Origin of the sequence: Micrococcus flavus (assembly GCF_014204815.1) — a bacterium.
Lineage (GTDB): Bacteria > Actinomycetota > Actinomycetes > Actinomycetales > Micrococcaceae > Micrococcus > Micrococcus flavus.
Genome location: NZ_JACHMC010000001.1, coordinates 808,190 through 831,847, shown reverse-complemented (window position 1 = coordinate 831,847; position 23,658 = coordinate 808,190). Strand labels below are relative to the sequence as shown.

Genomic DNA, 23,658 nt, shown 5'->3' with positions numbered 1-23,658 from the left:
TCCATGCCGACGGGAATCGCCCCCGCTTGCGTGGGAGGAGGGGGCGGACGACGACGGTGCCGCCTCAGCGCCCGTCCCACCGGGCCCGCGGGTGGGCCTGGGCGTACACCTCGCGCAGCGCCTCCGCCGTGACCCGCGTGTAGACCTGCGTGGTGGTCACGGAGGCGTGGCCGAGCAGCTCCTGGACCACGCGCACGTCCGCGCCGCCCTGCATCAGGTGCGTGGCGAAGGAGTGGCGCAGCGTGTGCGGGGAGACCTCCTCCGCCAGCCCCGCGCGGTCCGCGGCCGCCGTGATCACGGACCACGCCGACTGCCGAGACAGCCGTCCGCCGCGCAGGTTGAGGAACAGGGCCGGGGTGCCGCGTGCGGGACGGGCGCCCGCCACCAGGGCCGGGCGGCCGCGCACCAGCCAGGCCGCGACCGCCTCGGCGGCATACGACCCCACGGGCACGATCCGCTCCTTCGAGCCCTTGCCGAACAGGCGCACCACGGGGACGTCGTCCCCGTGCTCCCCGGTGACCCCGACGACATCGTCCACGTCCAGGCCGACGGCCTCGGACACGCGCGCGCCGGTGCCGTAGAGGAACTCCACCAGCGCCCGGTCCCGCAGGCCCGCGGGACTGTCCACGGGGACGGCCTCCAGCAGGCGGGTGACCGCGTCCACGCTCAAGGCCCGGGGGAGCCGTTCGGGGGCCGCCGGCGGGGCGACGTCGGCGGCAGGGTCCGTCGGCGCGAGGCCCTCGAGCGCCCAGAACCGGTGGAGGCCCCGCACGGCGGCCAGGACGCGCGCGACGGACCGAGGGGCCAGCGGACGGCCGCCGTCCCCGCCGGTGCCCAGGGCCGCGACGAACCCGGTGACGTGGCCGGCGTCGACCTCCTCGGGCGCCCCGACCCCGGACGCGGCCAGCCACGCCGCGTAGCGGGCCAGGTCCCGCCGGTACGCGGCGAGGGTGTTCTCCGCCAGGCCGCGCTCCACGGCCAGGTGGTCGAGGTGGCGCCGGACCGCCCCCTCCAGGGCCGGGGCGGTCACCGCGGCGGGTCCGCCGCGGGCGCCTGCCGGTCGGGCACGAAGGGGGCGTCCACGGGACGCAGGCGACGCCAGCCCTGCGCGCGGTGCGCATGCAGGGCGAGGATCGCCATCGCGGTGGACGGGTTGTGCACGCGCCCGTCCAGGACGGCGTCGAGCACCTCGTCCACCGCGATCCACGCCAGCGGCATGGCCGCCTCCTCCCCCGTGCGGACGTGGCGCTCCGCCTCGGGCGCCTGGCGGACCTGCCGGGCGAGGAACACCCGGATTGCCTCGGTGGACCCGCCCGGGGTGGTGAAGAAGTCCACCAGGGTGTGCCACTCCGTGGCGGCCAGGTCGGCCTCCTCGTGCAGCTCGCGACGGGCGGTCTCGTGCAGGGGCTCCGCGTCCACGTCCCGCAGGCCCGCGGGGACCTCCCACAGCTCCATGCCCACGGGGTGCCGGTACTGGCGGACGAGAGCGACCTCGTCCCGGGGACCCACCGTGGTCAGCTGCGTGCGCAGCGCGAGCACCGCCACGGCGCCGGGGTGGACCATGAGCTCACGCGTGAGCGGCTCCTGACCCTTGTCCTGTGGGTCCAGGCGGAACGTCTCCCGGGCCACGTCCCACACCCGCCCCTCGAAGACGGTCTTGGCCTTCTTGACCCTCCGGGGCCGGTGCAGGTCCCGCAGCGGGGAGCGGCCCTCTCGGGCCGAGGCCTCAGCCACGGGAGGCCTGCCCGTGCCCGACGACGACGGACGTGTCGGCCTGGCTCGCAGGGCCCGCGCCGCGGACCGCGAGCGCGGCCCCGACCAGTCCTGCGAACAGCGGGTGGGCCTGGGTGGGGCGCGACTTGAACTCGGGGTGGGCCTGCGTGGCCACGTAGTACGGGTGGACGTCCCGCGGCAGCTCGACGAACTCGACCAGGGCGCCCTCCGGGGAGGTGCCAGAGATCACCAGTCCGGCGGCCTCGAGGTCCGCGCGGACGTCGTTGGCGACCTCGTAGCGGTGCCGGTGGCGCTCCGTCACCTCGGTGGTCCCGTAGGCCTCGGCGGTCACGGAGCCGGGGGCCAGCACGGCCGGGTAGGAGCCCAGGCGCATGGTGCCGCCCAAGTCCCCCTCTCCGGAGACGATGTCCCGCTGCTCGGCCATGGTGGCGACCACCGGGTGCGCCGTGTCCGCGTCGAACTCGGTGGAGTGCGCGTCGGCCCAGCCCAGGACGTTCCGGGCGAACTCGATGACCATGGACTGCATGCCCAGGCACAGGCCGAGCGTCGGGATCCCGTGCTCGCGGGCGTGACGCAGCGCGCCCACCTTGCCGTCCACGCCGCGCACGCCGAACCCGCCGGGCACGCAGACCGCATCGACGCCGTCGAGGGCGCGGGCGGCGCCCTCCGGGGTCTCACAGTCGTCCGAGGGGACCCAACGCAGGTTCACCTTCGCGCGGTGCGCGAAGCCGCCGGCCCGCAGGGCCTCCGTCACCGAGAGGTACGCGTCGGGGAGGTCGATGTACTTGCCCACGAGCGCCACCTCGACCTCGTGGCGGGGATGGTGCACGGCCTCGGTGACGACGTCCCAGCGGGACCAGTCGACGTCGTTGAACTTCAGGCCCAGGGCCTGGACCGCGTAGGCGTCGAGGCGCTGGGCGTGGATGACGCGAGGGATGTCGTAGATCGAGGGCGCGTCGGCGCAGTTGACCACGGCGTCCTCGTCCACGTCGCACATGCGGGCGATCTTGGAGCGCACGTCCTGGGGGACCTCGCGGTCGGAGCGGACGACGATCGCGTCCGGCTGGATGCCGATCGAGCGCAGCGTGGCCACCGAGTGCTGGGTGGGCTTGGTCTTCAGCTCGTGCGAGGGCCCGATGTACGGGACCAGGGACACGTGCAGGAAGAAGACGTTGTCGCGGCCGATGTCCTGGCGCACCTGACGGGCGGCCTCGAGGAACGGCTGGGACTCGATGTCGCCGACCGTGCCGCCGATCTCGGTGATGATCACGTCCGGGGTCGGCTGGCCCTCGGCCGGGGTGGCGGGCAGCCGCATGCGGCGGCCGATCTCATCCGTGATGTGCGGGATGACCTGGACGGTGTCCCCGAGGTACTCGCCGCGCCGCTCCCGGGCGATCACCGAGGAGTACACCTGGCCGGTGGTCACGTTGTTGACGCCGTCGAGGTCCTCGTCGAGGAACCGCTCGTAGTGGCCGATGTCCAAGTCCGTCTCGGCCCCGTCCTCGGTGACGAAGACCTCGCCGTGCTGGAACGGGTTCATGGTCCCGGGGTCCACGTTGAGGTAGGGGTCGAGCTTCTGCATCACCACGTGCAGGCCGCGAGCCCGAAGCAGGTGGCCGAGGGAGGAGGCCGTGAGCCCCTTGCCGAGGGAGGAGGCGACGCCACCCGTCACGAAGATCTGACGGGTGGCCGTGCCGGAGGACTGGAGTCGAGGGTCGCGTTGCACCACGGAGTTCGATCGTACACACGTGACACCGGGTTCCGCGCGAGTCGGTGAGCGGACCGCCTCAGGAGCGTGCGTCGCGGGAGGTCTGCAGGAGCTCGCGCGCGTGGGCGCGGGCGGCCTCGGAGTCCCCGTGTCCGGCGAGCATCCGGGCCAGCTCCTCCACCCGCTCCTGCGCCCCGAGCGTGACGACGTCGGACGTGGTCACCCCGGCCGCGGGGTCGGAGTTCTTCTCCACCCGCACGTGGCGGTCGGCGTACGCGGCCACCTGGGGCAGATGCGTCACGGCGATCACCTGGACGTGCCGGGCCAGACGGGCCAGTCGGGCGCCGATGCTCACGGCGGCCTCCCCGCCGACGCCGGCGTCCACCTCGTCGAAGACGAACGTGGGCACCGGGTCGGTCTCCGCGAGGACCACCTCGAGCGCCAGCATGACGCGGGAGAGCTCGCCGCCGGAGGCCCCGCGGCCGAGGGCCCGGGGCTCCGCCCCGGCGTGGGGGCGCAGGGCGAGGGCCACCTCCTCGGCGCCGTGTGGACCGAGGGCGCCCTCGGCGGCGGGGGTCAGCGTGACGTGGAAGGAGGCGTCCGGCATGAACAGGGCGTGCAGCTCCGCGGTGACCGCCGCCTCGAGCCGCCGGGCCGCCGTCGTGCGCAGCGCGGTCAGCTCCGCGGCGCGCTCCCGCCGGCTCCCCTCGAGCCGCACCAGCTCGGCTTCCAGCTCCTCGACGCGGCCGGAGTCGCCCTGCAGCTCCTCGAGCCGCGGACGCTGCGTCTGCGCCCATGCCACGACGTCGCTCAGCTCGGGGCCGTAGAGGCGCTGCAGGCGGGTCAGCTCGGCCAGGCGGGACTGGGCCGCGTCGAGGTCTCCCGCCGCGTCGGCGTCCAGGTCCGCCCCGTACCGGGCGAGGTCGGCGGCGATGTCGTTGAGGACCACGGCGGCCTCGGCCAGACGCGCGGCAGCGGCCTCCAGGTCCTCGTCGCGGCCGGGCGCGGCCAGCGCGGCGGCCCGGGCGGACTCCACGAGGGTGACGGCGCCGGGGGTGTCGTCCCCGGTCTCCACGTCCGGGCCGGCGAGCAGCGCATGCGCGCCCCCGGCGGCCGCGCGCAGCTCCTCCACGTCCTCGAGGCGACGGATCCGGGTGCGCAGCTCCTCGTCCTCGCCGGCGTGGGGGTCGGCCTCGTCGATCTCCTCGAGCCCGCGCTGCAGGGACTCGGCCTCGCGTGCGCGCTCCTGCTGCCGCTCCACGAGCATGTCCCGCTCGTGCCGGGCCCGCGTGTAGGCCTCGTGCTCGGCACGGTAGGCCGCGAGGGCGGCCTGCAGCTCGGCTCCGCCGAACGCGTCGAGGGCATGGCGCTGCGCGGCGGGACTCTGCAGACGGACCTGGTCGTTCTGTCCGTGCACGGCCACCAGGGCCGCGCCCACCTCGGAGAGCACGGCCACGGGCACCGCCCGACCGCCGACCCCGGCCCGGGACCGGGTGCCCTCCCCGGACGCCGTCACGGAGCGGCTGAGCACCAGGTCGCGCACGCCGGCCGTGTCCGCCTCCTCCACGACGGCCCCCGCCTCCTCGGCGAGGGTGACGGCACGGTGCCCCGCCGGCAGGCGCACGCCGGCGTCGACGACCGCCCGACGCGCGCCGCGCCGGACCACGCCGGCGTCCGCCCGCCGGCCCAGCAGCAGGCCGAGAGCGGTGACCACCATGGTCTTGCCCGCGCCGGTCTCGCCCGTGACCACGGTGAAGCCGGGGTCCAGGTCCACGGTGGCCTCGCCGATCACGCCGAGGCCGGAGATCTGCAGGTACTCGATCATGAGGTCCGATCCCCTCCCCGGCCGTCGCGGCTGCGGTAGCGCTCGAGGTCCTCGGGGGTGAGCACGGGCAGCGCCGAGGTGGGCGGCGGCACCACGTCCGGCCGGGGGCCGGCGTGCCGCGGCTCGACGGTCTCCACCTCGGCCACGGCGGTGGCCTCCCGCGCGCGGACGTCCTCGTCCGTCACGGGGCCGCGCCAGCCCTCCGTGGGCAGGCGGAACTTGCGCACCAGGCGGTCCGCGAAGGGGACCGGGCTCAGGCGGGCCAGGCGGACCGGCTCCGTGGAGCGGGTGACTTCGACGCGGGCGTTCGGCGGGAGGTCCACCGTGCGGCGCCCGTCGCACCACAGCACGCCCGTCTCGCGGGTGCGGGTCATGATGTCCACGGCGATGGTGGAGTGCGGTCCCACCACGAGGGGACGGGCGAACAGCGCGTGCGCGCTGATGGGCACGAACAGCAGGGCCTCCACCCCCGGCCACACCACGGGTCCGCCCGCGGAGAACGCGTAGGCGGTGGACCCCGTGGGGGTGCCCAGCACCACGCCGTCGCAGCCGAACGCGGTCAGCGGCGAGTCGTCCACGGAGACCACGACCTCCAGCATGCGCTCCCGGTTGGACTTCTCCACGGAGGCCTCGTTCAGGGCCCACGTCCGGGCCGCCTCCCGGCCGTCCACGCGCACCACGACGTCGAGCGCCATCCGTTCGATGACCACGTAGGCCTCGTCGGCGATCGCCTTGACGGTGCGGTGCAGGTCCGTGCGCTCGGACTCGGCGAGGAACCCGACGTGGCCGAGGTTGACCGCCAGGAGCGGGATGCCGTGGCCGCGCACCAGGTCGGCGGCGCGCAGGACGGAGCCGTCCCCGCCGAGGACCAGTCCGAGGCTCACGTCGGACAGCGCGCAGTCCTCGCCGAGCGAGAGGGGGCGGAAGCCGGGGTCCTCCCCCACTGCGGCGCGCACGGCCGCCACGTCCGCGGCGGGCATGACGCTGTCCAGGCCCTCCTCGTCGAGGATGCGGATGGCCTGCAGGGCCGCGTCGATGGCGTCCTGCCGCCCCGTGTGGGCGAGCACGAGCACGCGGCGTGCGGGGGTCTCGGACATGGTTCCTTCCGCGGTGGGGTGGGCTCCGGTGACGGAGCTTCCCCCAGGATAGCGACGGGGCGGACGCGCCGGCGGCGCGGTCCTCCGCCGCGGTCAGGACCAGTCGACGTCGGCGGCCGCCACCAGGTCCGCGGCTCGGGCGGCGGGGTCGGCGTCCCCGACGGGCGCCTCCCCCGGTCCCGCCCCGTCCGCCCGGGCCCGCAGGTGCAGGAAGAACTCCACGTTGCCGTCCTGGCCGGGCAGGCCCGACCGGGCCAGGCCCGCGACCTCGAGGCCCCCCTCCAGTGCGGCCGCGGCCACGCCCGCCACCGCGTCGGCCCGGGCCTGCGGGTCCGTCACGACGCCGGTGCGCGGCAGGGCCGCCCTGCCCACCTCGAACTGGGGCTTGACCATGAGCAGCAGGTCCGCCCCGGGACGGCACACGGCGGCCAGAGGACCGAGCACGAGCCGCAGGGAGATGAAGGAGAGGTCCGAGACGACCAGGTCCACGGGCCCGCCGACGTCCTCGGCCGCGAGCTCGCGGACGTTCAGCCCCTCGCGCACGAGCACGCGGGGGTCCTCCCGGATCCGCGGTGCCAGCTGGTCGTGGCCGACGTCGACCGCGGCCACCTGCGCGGCCCCCCGCTCGAGGAGCACCTGGGTGAAGCCCCCGGTGGAGGCGCCGGCGTCGAGCGCGCGCCGGCCCGTGACCGGCACGGGGAAGGCCTCGAGGGCGCTCACCAGCTTGTGCGCGGCGCGGGAGACGTAGCGCGGCCCGGCGTCCGCGAGCTCGAGGCGGGCGCCGTCGGGCACGGCCTGGGACGGACGGCGCACCACGGCGCCGTCCAGCAGGACGGCCCCGGCCCGGACGAGAGCCGCCCCCTCCGTGCGGGAGCGGGCCAGGCCGCGGGCCGCCAGCGCGACGTCGGCGCGCACGCCGTCAGCCACGGGAGTCGTCCTCGCGGGCCGGGGCGTCGGTGAGCAGGGCAGTGAGGTCCGGGACGATCCAGGCCGGGCGGTCTGCGGCCGGGGCCCGGCCGGCGCTCTCCCGGGTGTCCACGCCCGTGAGCACGAGGGCGGTCTCGATGCCCGCGGCGTTGGCCCCGCGGATGTCGGTGTCGAGCCGGTCGCCGACCATCAGCGGACGGGCCAGTCCGAGCTCGCGCGCGGCGAGGCGGAACAGCTGCGGCTCGGGCTTCCCGGCCGCGACCGGCGCGGTGCCCGTGGCATGGCCGACGGCGGCCACGAGGGCGCCGTTGCCGGGTGCCACGCCCTCGGCCCGCGGGATGGACAGGTCCAGGTTGGTGGCCACCCAGGCGGCTCCCGCGTTGACCGCGTACGCCGCCTCCGCCAGCTCCGACCATCCGATGCCCGGGTCGAAGCCCTGCAGGACGGCGTCCGGGCGTTCGGCGGCCGAGGAGACCACAGTGTGGCCGCGCTGTTCGACCAGGCCCCTCAGGTAGGCGGAGCCGACGACGAGCACCCGGCCCGTGCTCCGACCGAGCCGGTCCTGCAGGGTCTCCTCGAGCAGGGCGGCGCCCGCCGGGGCGGACCCGAAGACCTCCCCCGGGTCAGCCTGGACGCCCAGCTCCTGCAGGTGAGCGGCGACCCTCCCCGGCGGGCGGGACGCGTTGTTGGTCACGAACCCGACGGGCACGCCGCGCCTGCGCAGTTCGGCGAGTGCCTCGACGGCGCCCGGCAACGGGCCGGCGCCGGCGTACACCACGCCGTCGAGGTCGCAGAGGAGGCCGTCGTGCCCGCCGAAGAAGGTCGGCCGGCTCACGGCTCCTCCCGGCGGCGCCCCGCATCCGCCACGTCCGCGTCCGCGATGCCGTCGAACAGGGACATCTGGTTCGGGTCCGGCTCGGCCTCGGACGGGGACGACTCCTCCGCCGCCGGAGCGGGCGACCCGGCGGAGCCGCGGTCAGCTCGGACGCGATCACCGCGCTCACCGCGGCCACGGTCGCGGGGACGGGACTCCTCCTCCGGCTCGACCTCGATGTCCATGATCTGCGGCTCGGCGAACCCGCCCAGTCCGAGGGCGCGTTCGGCCACCCGGACGGAACGGCGCCACTGTGCGGCCTCGTCTCTCCTGCCCAGGGCGGCCAGCACGTCGGCCTGGCGCTGGAAGAGGCGTGGAGAGAACGGGTAGCCGCGGCGACGGTCCAGTTCGGGGACCTGCAGGGCGTCGTGGGCGCCGGCCAGGTCTCCCTGGTCCTCGCGGATCCCCGAGACCACCATGGCCAGCTCGACGCGGGCGGCCCGGTCCAGACGCTCCTGGTCCACCTCCTCCGCCAGCTGCAGTGCCTTCTCCGGACGGCCGAGGGCGCGCTCGCAGTCCACCTGGGCGGCCACATGTGTGTCATCGCCGGTCATGCGGCGGTACGTGCGGAACTCCCGGAGGGCGTCCTGGTACTCCCCCGCCGCGTAGGCCGTCAGCGCGACGGCTTCCCGCACCCGCGCCAGGCGTCCTCCCTTGCGGGAGGCGGCGAGGGCGTGCTGGAACGCCAGCGCGGGGTCCTCCTCCAGATAGCGTCCCGCCATCACGAGGTGCTTGGCGACCCACGTGCCGGGACGCTCGTCCAGCCCGCCGATCTCCTTCAACGTGCCGCGGTCCAGCTCCTTCCCGGTGACGTCCGCGTCGATGTCCGGAGAGCGCTGCTGGTCGGTCCGGTTGGCGGCACGCAGGTCCGCCGGGTTGTGAGCGGGCCGCTCGCGTTCGGCGCGCTCCGCGGGACCACCGCGTCGGCCGGAATCCGGACGCCCCGGGCGAGCCGGGCGATCCCCCTCGCGGTTGCGGTGTGCGGAGTCCCCGCGTCGACGCTCGTGGTCGCCGCCCTGCCCACGACGGGGGGCGTCACGCTCACCACGGCCCCTGTCCCGGCCTCCGTCGTCGTGGCGAGAGGAGTCCGGACGAGAACCCGACCGGGGGCCGCCGGCACGGAAAGACTTCCGCGGTCCCCCGCGCCGATCGTCGCGACGGTCTCGAGAAGAGTCCTCTGCCATGGTGTCCTTCCATCGGGAACGGGGTTCGCGGCTCTGTGGCTCCCACAGACGCCCGCACGGAGATGCGCGGATCAGCCTACCGGGCCACCTGCTGACACCCGCAGATCCGCGAAACGGCCCATCAACGCGGGGAGGCCCCACACCAGAACGGTGTGGGGCCTCAACCCTCTATCAAAGAATGTCCGGCGGCGACCTACTCTCCCACAACCTCCCGGTTGCAGTACCATCGGCGCTGTGGGCCTTAGCTTCCGGGTTCGGAATGGAACCGGGCGTTTCCCCCACGCTATGACCGCCGTAACCCTCACCCCAACCACACCCCAAAAACACCAGGACCCGCGGGAAACCTGCGAGAGCCACAACAAGTGGCACACTCATTCACTTATCAACCACACCAACACTACCACACACGGTAACCCTGGCGTGGGGCTGCAATCAGACAACCGCACAGTGGACGCGAACACCCCGAACCCTTCCCACCAGAGGCAGTGAGAAGAAATGATGTGTGTAAAAGTCATCGGCCTATTAGTACTGGTCAGCTCCACACGTCTTCAGTCCGTGCTTCCACATCCAGCCTATCAACCCAGTCATCTCGCTGGGGGCCTCACACCCTCAAAGGGGCAAGGAAATCTCATCTCGAAGCCGGCTTCCCGCTTAGATGCTTTCAGCGGTTATCCATCCCGAACGTAGCTAATCAGCCATGCACCTGGCGGTACAACTGACATACCAGAGGTTCGTCCGTCCCGGTCCTCTCGTACTAAGGACAGACCTTCTCAAATTTCCAACGCGCGCAGAGGATAGGGACCGAACTGTCTCACGACGTTCTGAACCCAGCTCGCGTACCGCTTTAATGGGCGAACAGCCCAACCCTTGGGACCTACTCCAGCCCCAGGATGCGACGAGCCGACATCGAGGTGCCAAACCATGCCGTCGATATGGACTCTTGGGCAAGATCAGCCTGTTATCCCCGAGGTACCTTTTATCCGTTGAGCGACGACCGTTCCACAACGAGTCGCCGGATCACTAGTCCCGACTTTCGTCCCTGCTCGAGCTGCCACTCTCACAGTCAAGCTCCCTTGTGCACTTGCACTCGACACCTGATTGCCAACCAGGCTGAGGGAACCTTTGGGCGCCTCCGTTACATTTTGGGAGGCAACCGCCCCAGTTAAACTACCCATCAGGCACTGTCCCTGACCCGGATCACGGGCCGAAGTTAGACATCCAGTATGACCAGAGTGGTATTTCAACGATGACTCCACGAACACTGGCGTGCCCGCTTCACAGTCTCCCACCTATCCTACACAAGCCACACCGAACGCCAATACCAAACTATAGTAAAGGTCTCGGGGTCTTTCCGTCCTTCTGCGCGTAACGAGCATCTTTACTCGTAATGCAATTTCGCCGAGTTCACGGTTGAGACAGCGGGGAAGTCGTTACTCCATTCGTGCAGGTCGGAACTTACCCGACAAGGAATTTCGCTACCTTAGGATGGTTATAGTTACCACCGCCGTTTACTGGGGCTTAAATTCTCCGCTTCGCCGAAGCTAACGGGTCCTCTTAACCTTCCAGCACCGGGCAGGAGTCAGTCCGTATACATCGTCTTACGACTTCGCACGGACCTGTGTTTTTGATAAACAGTCGCTTCCCCCTGGTCTCTGCGGCCCCGATCCCCTCACACCAGCGCGTGGTGCTCAAGGTTGGGGCCCCCCTTCTCCCGAAGTTACGGGGGCATTTTGCCGAGTTCCTTAACCATGATTCTCTCGATCGCCTTAGTATTCTCTACCTGACCACCTGTGTCGGTTTAGGGTACGGGCAGTTGGAACCTCGCGCCGATGCTTTTCTTGGCAGCATAGGATCACCGGATCACCCACATCGTGGGCGCCCATCAGGTCTCAGGCACGCAGCCGGCGGATTTACCTACCGACAGCCCTACACCCTTAGACCAGGACGATTCCATTGCCTGGCCCGGCTACCTTCCTGCGTCACACCTGTTAATACGCTTGCCTCCCCGGTTCAGGTCCCGTGCTCCACGCACCCATCCACCCCCGAAGGGGCAGTGAGGGGCGCTTCAGACGGTGAGTATCACCGGTTCAGCAGGGACGGTTCTTCACTGGTACGGGAATATCAACCCGTTGTCCATCGACTACGCCTGTCGGCCTCGCCTTAGGTCCCGACTCACCCAGGGCAGATTAGCTTGACCCTGGAACCCTTAGTCATCCGGCGGACGGGTTTCTCACCCGTCTTTCGCTACTCATGCCTGCATTCTCACTCGTCCACAATCCACCAGAAGTCACCCGCTGGCTTCACCTCGTGAACGACGCTCCCCTACCCATCCAGAAAACTGAATGCCACGGTTTCGGCGGTGTACTTGAGCCCCGCTACATTGTCGGCGCGGAATCACTTGACCAGTGAGCTATTACGCACTCTTTCAAGGGTGGCTGCTTCTAAGCCAACCTCCTGGTTGTCTCAGCAACTCCACATCCTTTCCCACTTAGCACACGCTTAGGGGCCTTAACCGGTGGTCTGGGCTGTTTCCCTCTCGACTATGAAGCTTATCCCCCACAGTCTCACTGCCACGCTCTCACTTCCCGGCATTCGGAGTTTGGCTGAAGTCAGTAACCTTGTAGGGCCCATCGTCCATCCAGTAGCTCTACCTCCGGGAAGAAACACGTGACGCTGCACCTAAATGCATTTCGGGGAGAACCAGCTATCACGGAGTTTGATTGGCCTTTCACCCCTACCCACAGCTCATCCCCTCCATTTTCAACTGAAGTGGGTTCGGTCCTCCACGCGCTCTTACACGCGCTTCAACCTGGCCATGGGTAGATCACTCCGCTTCGGGTCTAGGACACGCGACTCAATCGCCCTATTCAGACTCGCTTTCGCTACGGCTTCCCCACACGGGTTAACCTCGCCACGTATCACTAACTCGCAGGCTCATTCTTCAAAAGGCACGCTGTCACCCCAACAAGGAGGCTCCAACGGTTTGTAGGCACATGGTTTCAGGTACTATTTCACTCCCCTCCCGGGGTACTTTTCACCATTCCCTCACGGTACTGATTCACTATCGGTCAACAGGGAGTATTCAGGCTTACCAGGTGGTCCTGGCAGATTCACACGGGATTTCTCGGGCCCCGTGCTACTCGGGCGACCCCTCAACAGCGGCGGAACACATTACGACTACGGGGCTCTCACCCTCTACGGCCCAGCATCCACACTGGTTCGTCTATATGCCCGCACCTCACTGCGCCACGCCGGCAGACGTGACAAGAGAGGGCCCACAACACCGCACACGCAACCCCTGCCGGGTATCACACGCATACGGTTTAGCCCCATCCGCTTTCGCTCGCCACTACTCACGGAATCACTTTTGTTTTCTCTTCCTGTGGGTACTGAGATGTTTCACTTCCCCACGTTCCCTCCACCCGGTCTATGTGTTCAACCGGGGGTCACACGACACGTCGTGCGGGGTTTCCCCATTCGGAAATCCTGGTCTCAACGTCCGGTTATCGACTCCACCAGGCTTATCGCAGATTCCCACGTCCTTCATCGGCTCCTGTTGCCAAGGCATCCACCATGCGCCCTTAGAAACTTTCACACACATGAAAGTCCTCAAATGAGCAATTATCTAACTAAGATGTCATTCTCGGCGTCACCACCACGTCCAACGCGGCCACCCAGGGGGATGACCACACGCAGCGATGACAAAATAAGATGCTCGCGTCCACTATACAGTTCTCAAACAACAGCCCTCACCCCACTCCACGCACCCCGACCGGGGCACGCTTCACAAGGGAGACAGAAACAACACACCCCACACCCCAACAAGATGCAGGGCGCCTGCTGTTCCAGGACCCAACAGTGTGCCAACACCAGCACGCGGCCACCAACCACACGCATTCCAACCCCACAAGGGCGTACTCGCGTCCAGCCGGCACCACCACTGGCACCATTTCCTGATGTTCCACCCATGAGCAACCCGCCATCACACACGCGGTGATGCAACGGGCACTGATGCTCCTTAGAAAGGAGGTGATCCAGCCGCACCTTCCGGTACGGCTACCTTGTTACGACTTAGTCCCAATCGCTGGTCCCACCTTCGACGGCTCCCCCCACAAGGGTTAGGCCACCGGCTTCGGGTGTTACCGACTTTCGTGACTTGACGGGCGGTGTGTACAAGGCCCGGGAACGTATTCACCGCAGCGTTGCTGATCTGCGATTACTAGCGACTCCGACTTCATGGGGTCGAGTTGCAGACCCCAATCCGAACTGAGACCGGCTTTTTGGGATTAGCTCCACCTCACAGTATCGCAACCCATTGTACCGGCCATTGTAGCATGCGTGAAGCCCAAGACATAAGGGGCATGATGATTTGACGTCGTCCTCACCTTCCTCCGAGTTGACCCCGGCAGTCTCCCATGAGTCCCCACCACTACGTGCTGGCAACATGGAACGAGGGTTGCGCTCGTTGCGGGACTTAACCCAACATCTCACGACACGAGCTGACGACAACCATGCACCACCTGTGAATCCGCCCCAAAGGGGAAACCGTGTCTCCACGGCGGTCGAAAACATGTCAAGCCTTGGTAAGGTTCTTCGCGTTGCATCGAATTAATCCGCATGCTCCGCCGCTTGTGCGGGCCCCCGTCAATTCCTTTGAGTTTTAGCCTTGCGGCCGTACTCCCCAGGCGGGGCACTTAATGCGTTAGCTGCGGCGCGGAAACCGTGGAATGGTCCCCACACCTAGTGCCCAACGTTTACGGCATGGACTACCAGGGTATCTAATCCTGTTCGCTCCCCATGCTTTCGCTCCTCAGCGTCAGTTACAGCCCAGAGACCTGCCTTCGCCATCGGTGTTCCTCCTGATATCTGCGCATTCCACCGCTACACCAGGAATTCCAGTCTCCCCTACTGCACTCTAGTCTGCCCGTACCCACCGCAGATCCGGGGTTAAGCCCCGGACTTTCACGACAGACGTGACAAACCGCCTACGAGCTCTTTACGCCCAATAATTCCGGATAACGCTCGCACCCTACGTATTACCGCGGCTGCTGGCACGTAGTTAGCCGGTGCTTCTTCTGCAGGTACCGTCACTTTCGCTTCTTCCCTGCTGAAAGAGGTTTACAACCCGAAGGCCGTCATCCCTCACGCGGCGTCGCTGCATCAGGCTTTCGCCCATTGTGCAATATTCCCCACTGCTGCCTCCCGTAGGAGTCTGGGCCGTGTCTCAGTCCCAGTGTGGCCGGTCACCCTCTCAGGCCGGCTACCCGTCGTCGCCTTGGTGAGCCGTTACCTCACCAACAAGCTGATAGGCCGCGAGTCCATCCATGACCGAAAGATCTTTCCAGCACCCGTCATGCGACAGGCGCTCCTATCCGGTATTAGACCCAGTTTCCCGGGCTTATCCCAGAGTCAAGGGCAGGTTACTCACGTGTTACTCACCCGTTCGCCACTAATCCGCCCAGCAAGCTGGGCTTCATCGTTCGACTTGCATGTGTTAAGCACGCCGCCAGCGTTCATCCTGAGCCAGGATCAAACTCTCCGTAAAAAATTACAGAACGACACCCCGACGGCCGGAAATAACCATCAGGACATCCATTCGATTACCTGGCGGACCAGGTGCACATCGCACGGGGGTGCGGGCACGCTGGTCAACCAATGTGTTAAAACAATTGGCATCAAAAAACTTGGCACACTATTGAGTTCTCAAACAGCAGACGCTGCCGGCTTCAGCACCGCTCATTCGCGGCGTTTCGCTCCGGAGCAACTTCTCCAGCCTAGACCATCTGATTCACACTGTCAACCCCGTCACCGGGATCGATCTCGAACCGTGATCCGTCATCGGAAGGCTTCATAACCTTACCACGTTCACGATCCGTGTCAACTCCGTTTCCGCAGTCGACACCAGCTGTTCACATCAGTGGGCCATCAGACCCTCCCACACGATCCCAGCCAGTTGAACCAGATCATCTCTTCAGGAATACCGCTCCCATCCCAAAGGAAGGAACCGGATGCCGTGGTGAACCCTGCCAGAAGGACTGCGATCATGCGCCAGATTCTCTAGCCTGTGGGCTGCTCACCGCGCCGCCCGTGTCACCGGACCGCGCCTCAGCACGAGAAAGAACTCTACACACCCTCCGGCCGCCACACCAAATCGAGGGTGCCCTCAGACGACGACGGCCCCGAGATCCGCATGTCCACACGGATCCCGCGGCCTCGAGAGGGACCTGGTGGCGGCGTTCACCGACAGGACACCGCCATGAGGTGGGTCACACTCAGCCCTCGTCCTCCCCCAGGCCCGTCAGATCGGCGGCCGCCATGTTCTTCTTGCCACGGCGAACCAGCAGGTGTCGGCCGGCCAGGGCGTCCTCCCGTGTGTAGACCTTCTCCGGGTCCTGCACCTTCACGTTGTTCACCGAGGCGCCGCCCTCCTTGACGGTCCGACGGGCCTCCGACTTCGAGGACACCAGGCCCGTGGACACGAGCAGCTCGATCGCGCTGACGCCGTCCCCCTCCCCCGACCACTGGGTGCGGTCCGCCTGGGGCAGCTCGGCGAGCACGGCGGCCAGCACCTCGCCGTCGACCTCGGCGAGGTCTCCCCCGCCGAACACGGCCGCGGACGCGTCGATCACCTTCCGGGTGGCCTCCTCGCCGTGGGCCAGGGAAGTCACCTCCCACGCCAGGCGCTTCTGGGCCTCGCGGCGGAAGGGCTCCTCCGCCACCTTCCGTGCGTACTCCTCGATCTCGGCACGGGTCAGGAAGGTGAACACCTTGAGCCGGTCCACCACGTCGGCGTCGGCGGTGTTGAGCCAGAACTGGTAGAAGGCGTACGGCGAGCACATGGCCGCGTCCAGCCAGATCGCGTTCCCCTCCGACTTGCCGAACTTGGTGCCGTCAGCATTGGTGATCAGCGGCGTCCCCAGCGCATGCACGTGCGCCCCCTCCACCTTCCGCACCAGCTCGGTGCCGGAGGTCAGGTTGCCCCACTGGTCCGAGCCGCCGGACTGCAGCGTCACGCCGTGCCGCCGGTACAGCTCCAGGTAGTCGTTGCCCTGCAGCACCTGGTAGGAAAACTCGGTGTAGGAGATGCCCTCCTCCGAGTGCAGTCGCTTGGCGACGATCTCCTTCTTCACCATGGTGCCCACGCGGAAGTTCTTCCCGACCTCGCGGAGGAAGTCGAGCGCGGACATCTGGGCGGTCCAGTCCAGGTTGTTCACCATCCGCGCGGCGTTGTCCCCCTCGAAGGAGAGGTAGGGCTCGATCTGTGCCCGCAGCGAGTCGACCCACTCCTGCACGACCTCACGGGAGTTCAGCACACGCTCGGAGGTCTGCCGCGGGTCGCCGATCAGTCCCGTCGCCCCGCCGACGAGCGCCACCGGTCGGTGACCGGCCAGCTGGAGGCGCCGCATGAGCAGCAGCTGGACGAGGTGCCCCAGGTGCAGGGACGGCGCGGTCGGGTCGAAGCCGCAGTAGCAGCTGATCGGCTCCCCCGCCAGCGCCTCCTCGAGCGCGGCCGGATCGGTGGACACGTGGACCAGGCCACGCCACGTCAGCTCCTGCCACACGTTCTCGAAGGAGGGGTCGTTCGCCTGCGCGTGCAGGCGCTCTGCTCGGGGTTCGGTCTCAGCTGCCACCCGCTCAGCCTACCGAGCGCCACCATCGGGCGCGCGAGGACGCGCGGGCCGGCGTCGTCCTCTCCGGCACGACGCCGGCACAGCCGCTCAGGCGGGGACGGGCACCAGGCCCGCGGGCAGCTCCGCCTCCGCGGCGGCGCTGACCACGCGGACGGACTGCGTGCAGCGGGTCAGGGCCACGTAGAGGTCGCCCACCACGCCCTCGGCGTCCGCCACGATGCGCTCCGGGGAGACGAGCACCACGCAGTCGAACTCGAGGCCCTTCGTCTCCCGGGCCGTGACGACGACGACCTCGACCCCGGGCACCGGCGTGCGGTCGGCGCGCTCCCCCCAGCGGGCGCGTTGCGCGTCCAGGTGCGCGGCGACGTCGTCCACGGGGACGATCACCGCGAGGAGCCCCTCGGGCACGCGGGCACGCTCCGCCTCCACGGCGGCCACGGCGAGCTCGGTGACGGACGCCCCCGGGACGACCGTCAGCTCCGGGGCGTGCTCGCCCTCGCGCACGGCCTCCGGGGTGCTGATCTCGAGTCCGGCGGCCCGCGCCACCTGCGCGGCCCAGCGGGTGATCCGGGCCGGCGAGCGGTAGTTCACCGTGAGCTCCTCGAGACGCACGCGGTCGCCGAACTCCGGGGCCAGCACCTCCTGCCACGAGCGGGCGCCGGCCCGACGGGAGGCCTGGGCGATGTCCCCCACCACCGTGAACGACTTCAGCGGGCAGCGCCGGGCCAGGAGGCGCCACTGCATCGGGGAGAGCTCCTGCGCCTCGTCCACCACCACATGGCCGAAGGTCCAGGTGCGGTCGTGCGCGGCCTGCTCGGCGGTGCTGCGGCGCACCCCGCGCACCTCGTTCGCGGCGGCCAGCTGCTCCGCGTCCACCACGCCGTCCACCCCCATCTCGAACAGGGTCTGGTGCATGTTCTCCAGGGACGCCCGCGCGTTCTCCAGGTTGCGCTGGTGCTGGGCGTCGGACTCGCCCACGCGACGCGGCGCCTCGAGCTCGCCGAGCAGCACCGCCGCCTCGTCCAGCAGCGGCACGTCGGCCTCGGTCCAGGCGTCGGGATCCGTGCGCAGGAGGGCGGCCACGTCGTCGTCCGACAGCCACGGCGCGGCGGCCCGCAGCAGGGGCTCCCGGGTCAGCAGGTCCCCCACCAGCTTCTGCGGGGTGAGCGGCATCCAGCAGAGGTTGAGCGCGATCCGCACGTCCCGGGAGGTCCGCACGTCCTCCAGCAGCAGGTCCCGCTGGACCGGGACGCCCGAGGACATCTCCAGCTTCTTCTTGAGCTTGTCCGCGAGCTCGCGGACGAGGATCTTGACGAACGTCACGCGGGCCTCGTTGTGGGGCTTGCCCGTGGCCCGGGCCCGATCCCGCGCCCGGCGCACCATGGCCGGCTTGAGCTTGACCGTGGTCCCCTCGATGTCCACCTGGCGCGTCTCCACGAGCAGACGCTGGCGCTGGGCGACGGCGTGCGCCACCACCTCGGCCATCTCCCGCCGGCCCTTGACCTCCGCCGCACGGGCGGAGCGCTCCGGGGTCGCGTGCACCCCGGGCATGAGGGTGCCGAGGGACGCCATCACGACGCCGGTCTCGCCGAGGGAGGGCAGGACGCGCTCGATGTACCGCATGAACGCGTCCGAGGGTCCCACCACCAGCACGCCCGACTTCGCGAGCCGGTCCCGGTGGGTGTAGAGCAGGTAGGCGGCGCGGTGCAGCGCCACGGCTGTCTTGCCGGTGCCCGGACCGCCCTGCACCACGAGCGCGCCCGAGGTGTCCGCGCGGATCACCTCGTCCTGCTCGGCCTGGATGGTGGCCACGATGTCCCCCATCCGCCCGGTGCGGGTGGCCGTCACGGCCGCCAGCAGCGCCCCCTGCGCCTGCGGGCTGGCGTGGCCGCCCTCGAGCAGCCGCGGATCGAGGACGTCGTCCTCGAAGTCGCGCACCTCGCGGCCGCGCAGCAGCAGGTGACGACGCCGGCCCACGCCCTGGCGGTGCGCCGCCGTCGCCTGGTAGAAGGCGCCGGCCTCCTGCGCCCGCCAGTCCACGAGGAGTCGGTCCTGGTGCTCGTCCGTGAGGCCGATGCGCCCGATGTAGCGCTCCTCCACGTGGCCCTCGGCGTCCGGGTCGAGGTCGAGACGGCCGAAGACGAGGCGCTCGTCCACCGCGGTGAGCTGGGCCAGCCGGTCCTCGTAGAGCGTGGCGAAGGCGTCCCGTTCCGAGTGGTTCTGCACCGACCCCTGCAGACCGTCCCGGCGGACCCGGCGCAGCTGCTCCTCCTTCTCCGCCCGCAGCGCGTCCAGGCGGGCGTACCGCACGGCCACGCGCTCCCGCTCCAGCTCGAGCTCCGACTGACGGGCGGACACGGTGTCGGTCATCGGGGAGAACCTCGGGGAGCGGATCGGGGCACGTCCTGGGAGGCGGCGCGCCGGGCGGAAGGGACCACCCATCGTATATCCGGTCACATGAACGCGGCGTGTCCGACAGGTGGCCGGACCGGGGCCACGGTCAGCGTGCGTCCACCACCGACCCGCGCGTCCGCGCGAAGTCGCGCAGCGGCTCGAGCGCGGCCTGCAGCGCCGAGAGCTGCTCGGCCACCGCATCCGGGGCGGTGCCGCCCTGACCGCGACGGGCGTTCAGCGAGCCCTCCGTGCTGAGGACCTCGCGCACACCGGGGGTGAGGTGCTCGGAGATCGAGGCGTACTCCTCGTCGGTGAGGTCCCACAGCTCGACGCCGCGGCCCTCGGCCAGCCGGACCGCCTCGCCGGAGAGCTCGTGGGCCACGCGGAACGGCACCCCCTGCCGCACCAGCCACTCCGCGATGTCCGTGGCCAGCGCGAAGCCCTGCGGGGCCAGCTGCGCCATGCGGTCCGTGTGGAAGGTGAGCGTGGCGAGCATCCCCGAGACGGCCGGCAGCAGCAGCTCGAGGGTGTCCGCGGCGTCGAACACCGGCTCCTTGTCCTCCTGGAGGTCCCGGTTGTAGGCCAGCGGCATGCCCTTGAGGGTGGCCAGCAGGCCGGTGAGGTCGCCGATCAGGCGACCGGACTTGCCGCGCGCCAGCTCCGCGACGTCCGGGTTCTTCTTCTGGGGCATGATCGAGGACCCCGTGGAGTAGGCGTCGTCCAGGCGGACGAAGCCGGCCTCCTTGGTGGCCCAGAAGATGACCTCCTCGGAGATGCGGGAGAGGTCCACGCCGATCATGGCGGCCACCCACGCGAACTCGGCGTAGACGTCCCGGGCGGCGGTCCCGTCGATCGAGTTCCACACCGCGGAGGAGAAGCCGAGCTTGCCCGCGACGGCGTTCGGGTCCAGGCCCAGCGTGGAGCCGGCCAGCGCGCCGGAGCCGTACGGCGACACCGCGGCGCGCGCGTCCCAGTCCACGAGCCGCTGCAGGTCGCGGGCGAAGGCCCAGGCGTGGGCGAGCAGGTGGTGGGACAGGAGCACCGGCTGCGCATGCTGCAGGTGGGTGCGGCCCGGCATCGGGGCGTACGGGTGCGCCTCGGCCTGGGCGATCAGCGCGTCCACCGTGGCGAGCACCCCGCGCGCCACGACGCGGGCGTGGTCCCGCAGGAACATGCGGCCGAGCGTGGCCACCTGGTCGTTGCGCGAGCGGCCGGCGCGCAGCTTGCCGCCCAGGTCCGCACCCGCGCGCTCGATCAGCCCGCGCTCGAGGGAGCCGTGCACGTCCTCGTCCGTGGCGGAGGGGACGTAGGCCCCCGAGCGCACGTCGGCCTCCAGGCGGTCCAGGGCGTCGATCATGCCGTCCAGCTCGGCGTCGGTGAGCAGGCCGGCCGTGTGCAGCACACGGGCGTGGGCGCGGGAGCCCGCGATGTCGTACGGGGCGAGCCGCCAGTCGAAGTGCGTGGACTTGCTGAGCGCCGCGAGGGCGTCGGACGGGCCGCCGGCGAACCGGCCGCCCCACAGCGCGCCCTCGTTGGTCCCGTGGTGCTCGGTGCTCTTGTCGGTCACGTGGGTCTCCTCGGTCGGATGGTCGGGCGGACGACGGCGGCCCGGCCCGGAGAGGGGCCGGGCCGCCGTCGTCCGGTGGAGGGGCGGCGCGTCAGTCGTTGGACAGGCGGGCGACGTCGGCAAGGTCCGCTCCGCCGTCCAGGCGCTGCTCCCGCTCGGACGCGGTCTTCGCGGAGAGCCCGTAGATGTCGATGAATCCGCGGGCCGACGACTGGTCGAACGAGTCGCCCTCGTCGTACGTGGCGAGGTTGAAGTCGTACAGGCCGGTCTCGGAGCGGCGGCCCTGGACGGTGGCGCGGCCGCCGTGCAGCTCGAGACGGATCTCACCGTTGACGTACTGCTGCGTGTCGTCGATGAAGGTGTCCAGGTTCTTCTTCAGCGGGGAGTACCACTGGCCGTCGTACACCAGCTCGGTCCAGCGCTGGTCGACCTGCTTCTTGAAGCGGGCCTGCTCGCGCTCGAGGGTGACGTTCTCGAGCTCGCGGTGCGCGGCGATCAGCGCCATCGCGCCCGGAGCCTCGTAGATCTCCCGGGACTTGATGCCCACGAGGCGGTCCTCCACGATGTCGATCCGCCCCACGCCCTGGGCGCCGGCCCGGCGGTTGAGCTCCTCGATGATCTCGAGCGGGGAGAGCGTGCGACCGTCCAGCGCCGTGGGCACGCCCCGCTCGAACGCGATGGTGACCACGTCCGGGGCCGGCGGGAAGGCCGGGTCGTCGGTGTAGTCGTACACGTCCTTGGTGGGGCCGTTCCAGATGTCCTCCAGGAAGCCGGTCTCCACGGCGCGGCCCCACACGTTCTGGTCGATGGAGAACGGGTTCTTCTTGGTGGTGGCGATCGGCAGGTCGTTGCGCTCCGCGTACTCGATGGCCTTCTCGCGGGTCAGGGCCAGGTCGCGCACCGGGGCGATGCACTTGAGGTCGGGCCCGAGGGTCTGGATGGACACCTCGAAGCGCACCTGGTCGTTGCCCTTGCCCGTGCAGCCGTGGGCGACGGTCGAGGCGCCGAACTGACGGGCCGCCGCCACGAGGTGGCGGGAGATCACGGGGCGGGAGATCGCGGAGACCAGCGGGTACGCGTCCATGTAGAGGCCGTTGGCCTTCAGGGTGGGCATGCAGTACTGCTCGGCGAACTCGTCGCGCGCATCGGCCACGTAGGCCTCGACCGCACCGCAGTCGAGGGCGCGCTGGCGCACGGTCTCGAGCGACTCGCCGCCCTGGCCCACGTCGACGGCGACGGCGACGACCTCGGCGCCGGTGGCCTCACCGATCCAACCGATGGCGACGGAGGTGTCCAGACCGCCGGAATAGGCGAGGACGATGCGTTCCTTCACGAGCTTCTCCTTATGTGCGGATGCGCCGGTGAGGCCGGGGATCCGCTCGCGCGGCGACCGGGCCACTTCGGCGGGGGCGTCAGGTCGATCCTAGCCGAACATTGCATATCTATGCAAAGCACCGAATATCGATCGGCGGGCCGGGCCCCTGGCGCGCGACACCCCCACCGACTCCTGCACCGTCGTCCTCGCCCCCGGCATCACAGTCAATTCATTGGTTGTTCTTGTCACTCTCACCCGATGTCACGACGGATCACGACGGCCCGAGCAGCCACGTCTCCACACCGGTACTGGACGGTATGCATCATGTGTTGATTGGCAGTGGCGATCTGTCCACCCAGTGGTCCTCCAGGCTGGACACAATCGCATCCACCGCCCCCGGCGCGGGGGTTTCACTGCGCCATCCACACCCCGATTTGACGGATCCCCCGGCCGCGGCGTTGACTCTCCCGTAGCCGATTCGTGACCCAACCGTTACCGAGCGCCGAGGACACCTCAGGGCCCGTGACGATCGGACCGCGAACCGAAGCTCCATCGGGCGCCCGTCTAGGGTCGTCCCGCCCCGCTGGAGACTTTGACCCGACCAAGGAGTGGACGACCGAACGGAACGCGCACCGCGTGGGCCGCAGACGGGATCTCGACCCCCTCTCTTCGATCATGACTCTCTTCTCCTCCTCCTCCCGCCGTGCCACCGCCTCCGTCGTGACCGGCATGACCCTGGCCGGCGCCGCCGCCGCCTTCGCCGCCCCGGCCCAGGCCGCCTCCGTCGAGACCTGGGACGCCATCGCGTCCTGCGAGTCCACCAACCGCTGGGACATCAACACCGGCAACGGCTTCTACGGCGGCCTGCAGTTCACGCTGTCGTCCTGGAAGGCCGTCGGCGGCGAGGGCTACCCGCACCACGCCTCCAAGGCCGAGCAGATCAAGCGTGCCGAGATCCTCCAGGACCTGCAGGGCTGGGGCGCCTGGCCCGCGTGCTCCAAGAAGCTCGGGCTCTCCGGCGCTGACAACGCCCCCGACGCCTACGCCGCCGCTCCGGCGGCCAAGGTCGAGCGCCAGTCCACCACCGACTGGGCCGCCGAGCAGCGCGCCGAGGAGGAGCGTGCCGCCGAGCGTGCCGAGGCCCAGCGCGCCGCCGCCGCCGCCAAGGTCTCCAAGGCCGAGCTGGCCGCCGCCGAGAAGGCCAACAAGAAGAACGCCGCCGAGCTGGACCGGGCCGAGGACACCGTCTTCGTGAAGCCGGGCGACTCGCTGTGGAAGCTCGCCAAGAAGCACGACGTGCAGGGCGGCTGGCAGGCCCTCTACGAGGCCAACCAGGACATCATCGACGATCCGTCGCTCATCTACATTGGCCAGGAGCTCGTCCTCCCCGTCGCCTGATCAC

At 69.5% G+C, this 23,658-nt stretch carries 13 protein-coding genes and 3 rRNA genes; 1 reads left to right on the top strand and 15 read right to left on the bottom strand.

From position 1 onward, the window contains the following. Window positions 1-64 precede the first annotated feature (64 nt). The 15 genes from BJ976_RS03950 to BJ976_RS03880 all read right to left on the bottom strand — a co-directional run bounded on the left by BJ976_RS03950 (window position 65) and on the right by BJ976_RS03880 (window position 22,274). Entirely contained in the window at window positions 65-1,030 is a 966-nt protein-coding gene (locus BJ976_RS03950; RefSeq protein ID WP_184231820.1) for a site-specific tyrosine recombinase XerD, read from the bottom strand. After that, window positions 1,027-1,734, bottom strand: a complete 708-nt coding sequence (locus tag BJ976_RS03945; protein WP_135030350.1) for an NUDIX domain-containing protein — start codon at window positions 1,732-1,734, stop codon at window positions 1,027-1,029. Before BJ976_RS03945 ends, BJ976_RS03950 begins: the two co-directional genes overlap by 4 nt. After that, window positions 1,727-3,463 (bottom strand): CTP synthase, encoded by a 1,737-nt coding sequence (gene pyrG / locus BJ976_RS03940; protein ID WP_135030349.1) that lies wholly within the window; start codon window positions 3,461-3,463, stop codon window positions 1,727-1,729. Before pyrG ends, BJ976_RS03945 begins: the two co-directional genes overlap by 8 nt. 58 nt (window positions 3,464-3,521) lie before the next feature. Beyond that, window positions 3,522-5,267, bottom strand: a complete 1,746-nt coding sequence (recN, locus tag BJ976_RS03935; RefSeq protein ID WP_135030348.1) for a DNA repair protein RecN — start codon at window positions 5,265-5,267, stop codon at window positions 3,522-3,524. Then, window positions 5,264-6,364, bottom strand: a complete 1,101-nt coding sequence (locus tag BJ976_RS03930; protein WP_135030347.1) for an NAD kinase — start codon at window positions 6,362-6,364, stop codon at window positions 5,264-5,266. Before BJ976_RS03930 ends, recN begins: the two co-directional genes overlap by 4 nt. Before the next feature lie 93 nt (window positions 6,365-6,457). Continuing rightward, a complete protein-coding gene (locus BJ976_RS03925) occupies window positions 6,458-7,291 on the bottom strand; it encodes a TlyA family RNA methyltransferase (RefSeq protein WP_135030346.1) in 834 nt (277 codons plus the stop codon). Continuing rightward, complete coding sequence (locus tag BJ976_RS03920) at window positions 7,284-8,126, bottom strand: HAD-IIA family hydrolase (protein WP_135030345.1); 843 nt, start codon at window positions 8,124-8,126, stop codon at window positions 7,284-7,286. The genes BJ976_RS03925 and BJ976_RS03920 overlap by 8 nt, the downstream gene beginning before the upstream one ends. Continuing rightward, window positions 8,123-8,947 carry a tetratricopeptide repeat protein gene (locus BJ976_RS03915; RefSeq protein WP_229667021.1) on the bottom strand — a complete coding sequence of 275 codons (825 nt, stop codon included), beginning with the start codon at window positions 8,945-8,947 and terminating at the stop codon, window positions 8,123-8,125. The genes BJ976_RS03920 and BJ976_RS03915 overlap by 4 nt, the downstream gene beginning before the upstream one ends. Before the next feature lie 582 nt (window positions 8,948-9,529). Further along, a 5S ribosomal RNA gene (gene rrf, locus BJ976_RS03910) occupies window positions 9,530-9,646 on the bottom strand. 205 nt (window positions 9,647-9,851) lie between these two features. After that, window positions 9,852-12,944: ribosomal RNA gene (locus tag BJ976_RS03905) — 23S ribosomal RNA — on the bottom strand. 427 nt (window positions 12,945-13,371) lie between these two features. Further along, window positions 13,372-14,894 (bottom strand): 16S ribosomal RNA (locus BJ976_RS03900). Together the 16S, 23S and 5S rRNA genes form the textbook arrangement of a ribosomal RNA operon. A gap of 727 nt (window positions 14,895-15,621) precedes the next feature. Beyond that, entirely contained in the window at window positions 15,622-16,980 is a 1,359-nt protein-coding gene (tyrS, locus tag BJ976_RS03895) for a tyrosine--tRNA ligase (RefSeq protein WP_135029478.1), read from the bottom strand. An 87-nt stretch (window positions 16,981-17,067) separates the two neighbouring features. Continuing rightward, window positions 17,068-19,350 carry a HelD family protein gene (locus BJ976_RS03890; RefSeq protein ID WP_135029480.1) on the bottom strand — a complete coding sequence of 761 codons (2,283 nt, stop codon included), beginning with the start codon at window positions 19,348-19,350 and terminating at the stop codon, window positions 17,068-17,070. Between the two features lie 130 nt (window positions 19,351-19,480). Continuing rightward, window positions 19,481-20,941 carry an argininosuccinate lyase gene (argH, locus tag BJ976_RS03885; RefSeq protein ID WP_135029482.1) on the bottom strand — a complete coding sequence of 487 codons (1,461 nt, stop codon included), beginning with the start codon at window positions 20,939-20,941 and terminating at the stop codon, window positions 19,481-19,483. 91 nt (window positions 20,942-21,032) lie between these two features. Next, window positions 21,033-22,274 carry an argininosuccinate synthase gene (locus tag BJ976_RS03880; RefSeq protein ID WP_135029484.1) on the bottom strand — a complete coding sequence of 414 codons (1,242 nt, stop codon included), beginning with the start codon at window positions 22,272-22,274 and terminating at the stop codon, window positions 21,033-21,035. 657 nt (window positions 22,275-22,931) lie between these two features. Between BJ976_RS03880 and rpf the strand changes: the two genes are divergently transcribed. Then, window positions 22,932-23,654, top strand: coding sequence for a resuscitation-promoting factor Rpf (rpf, locus tag BJ976_RS03875; protein ID WP_135029486.1), 723 nt, complete (start codon window positions 22,932-22,934; stop codon window positions 23,652-23,654). The last annotated feature ends 4 nt before the right edge of the window (window positions 23,655-23,658 follow it).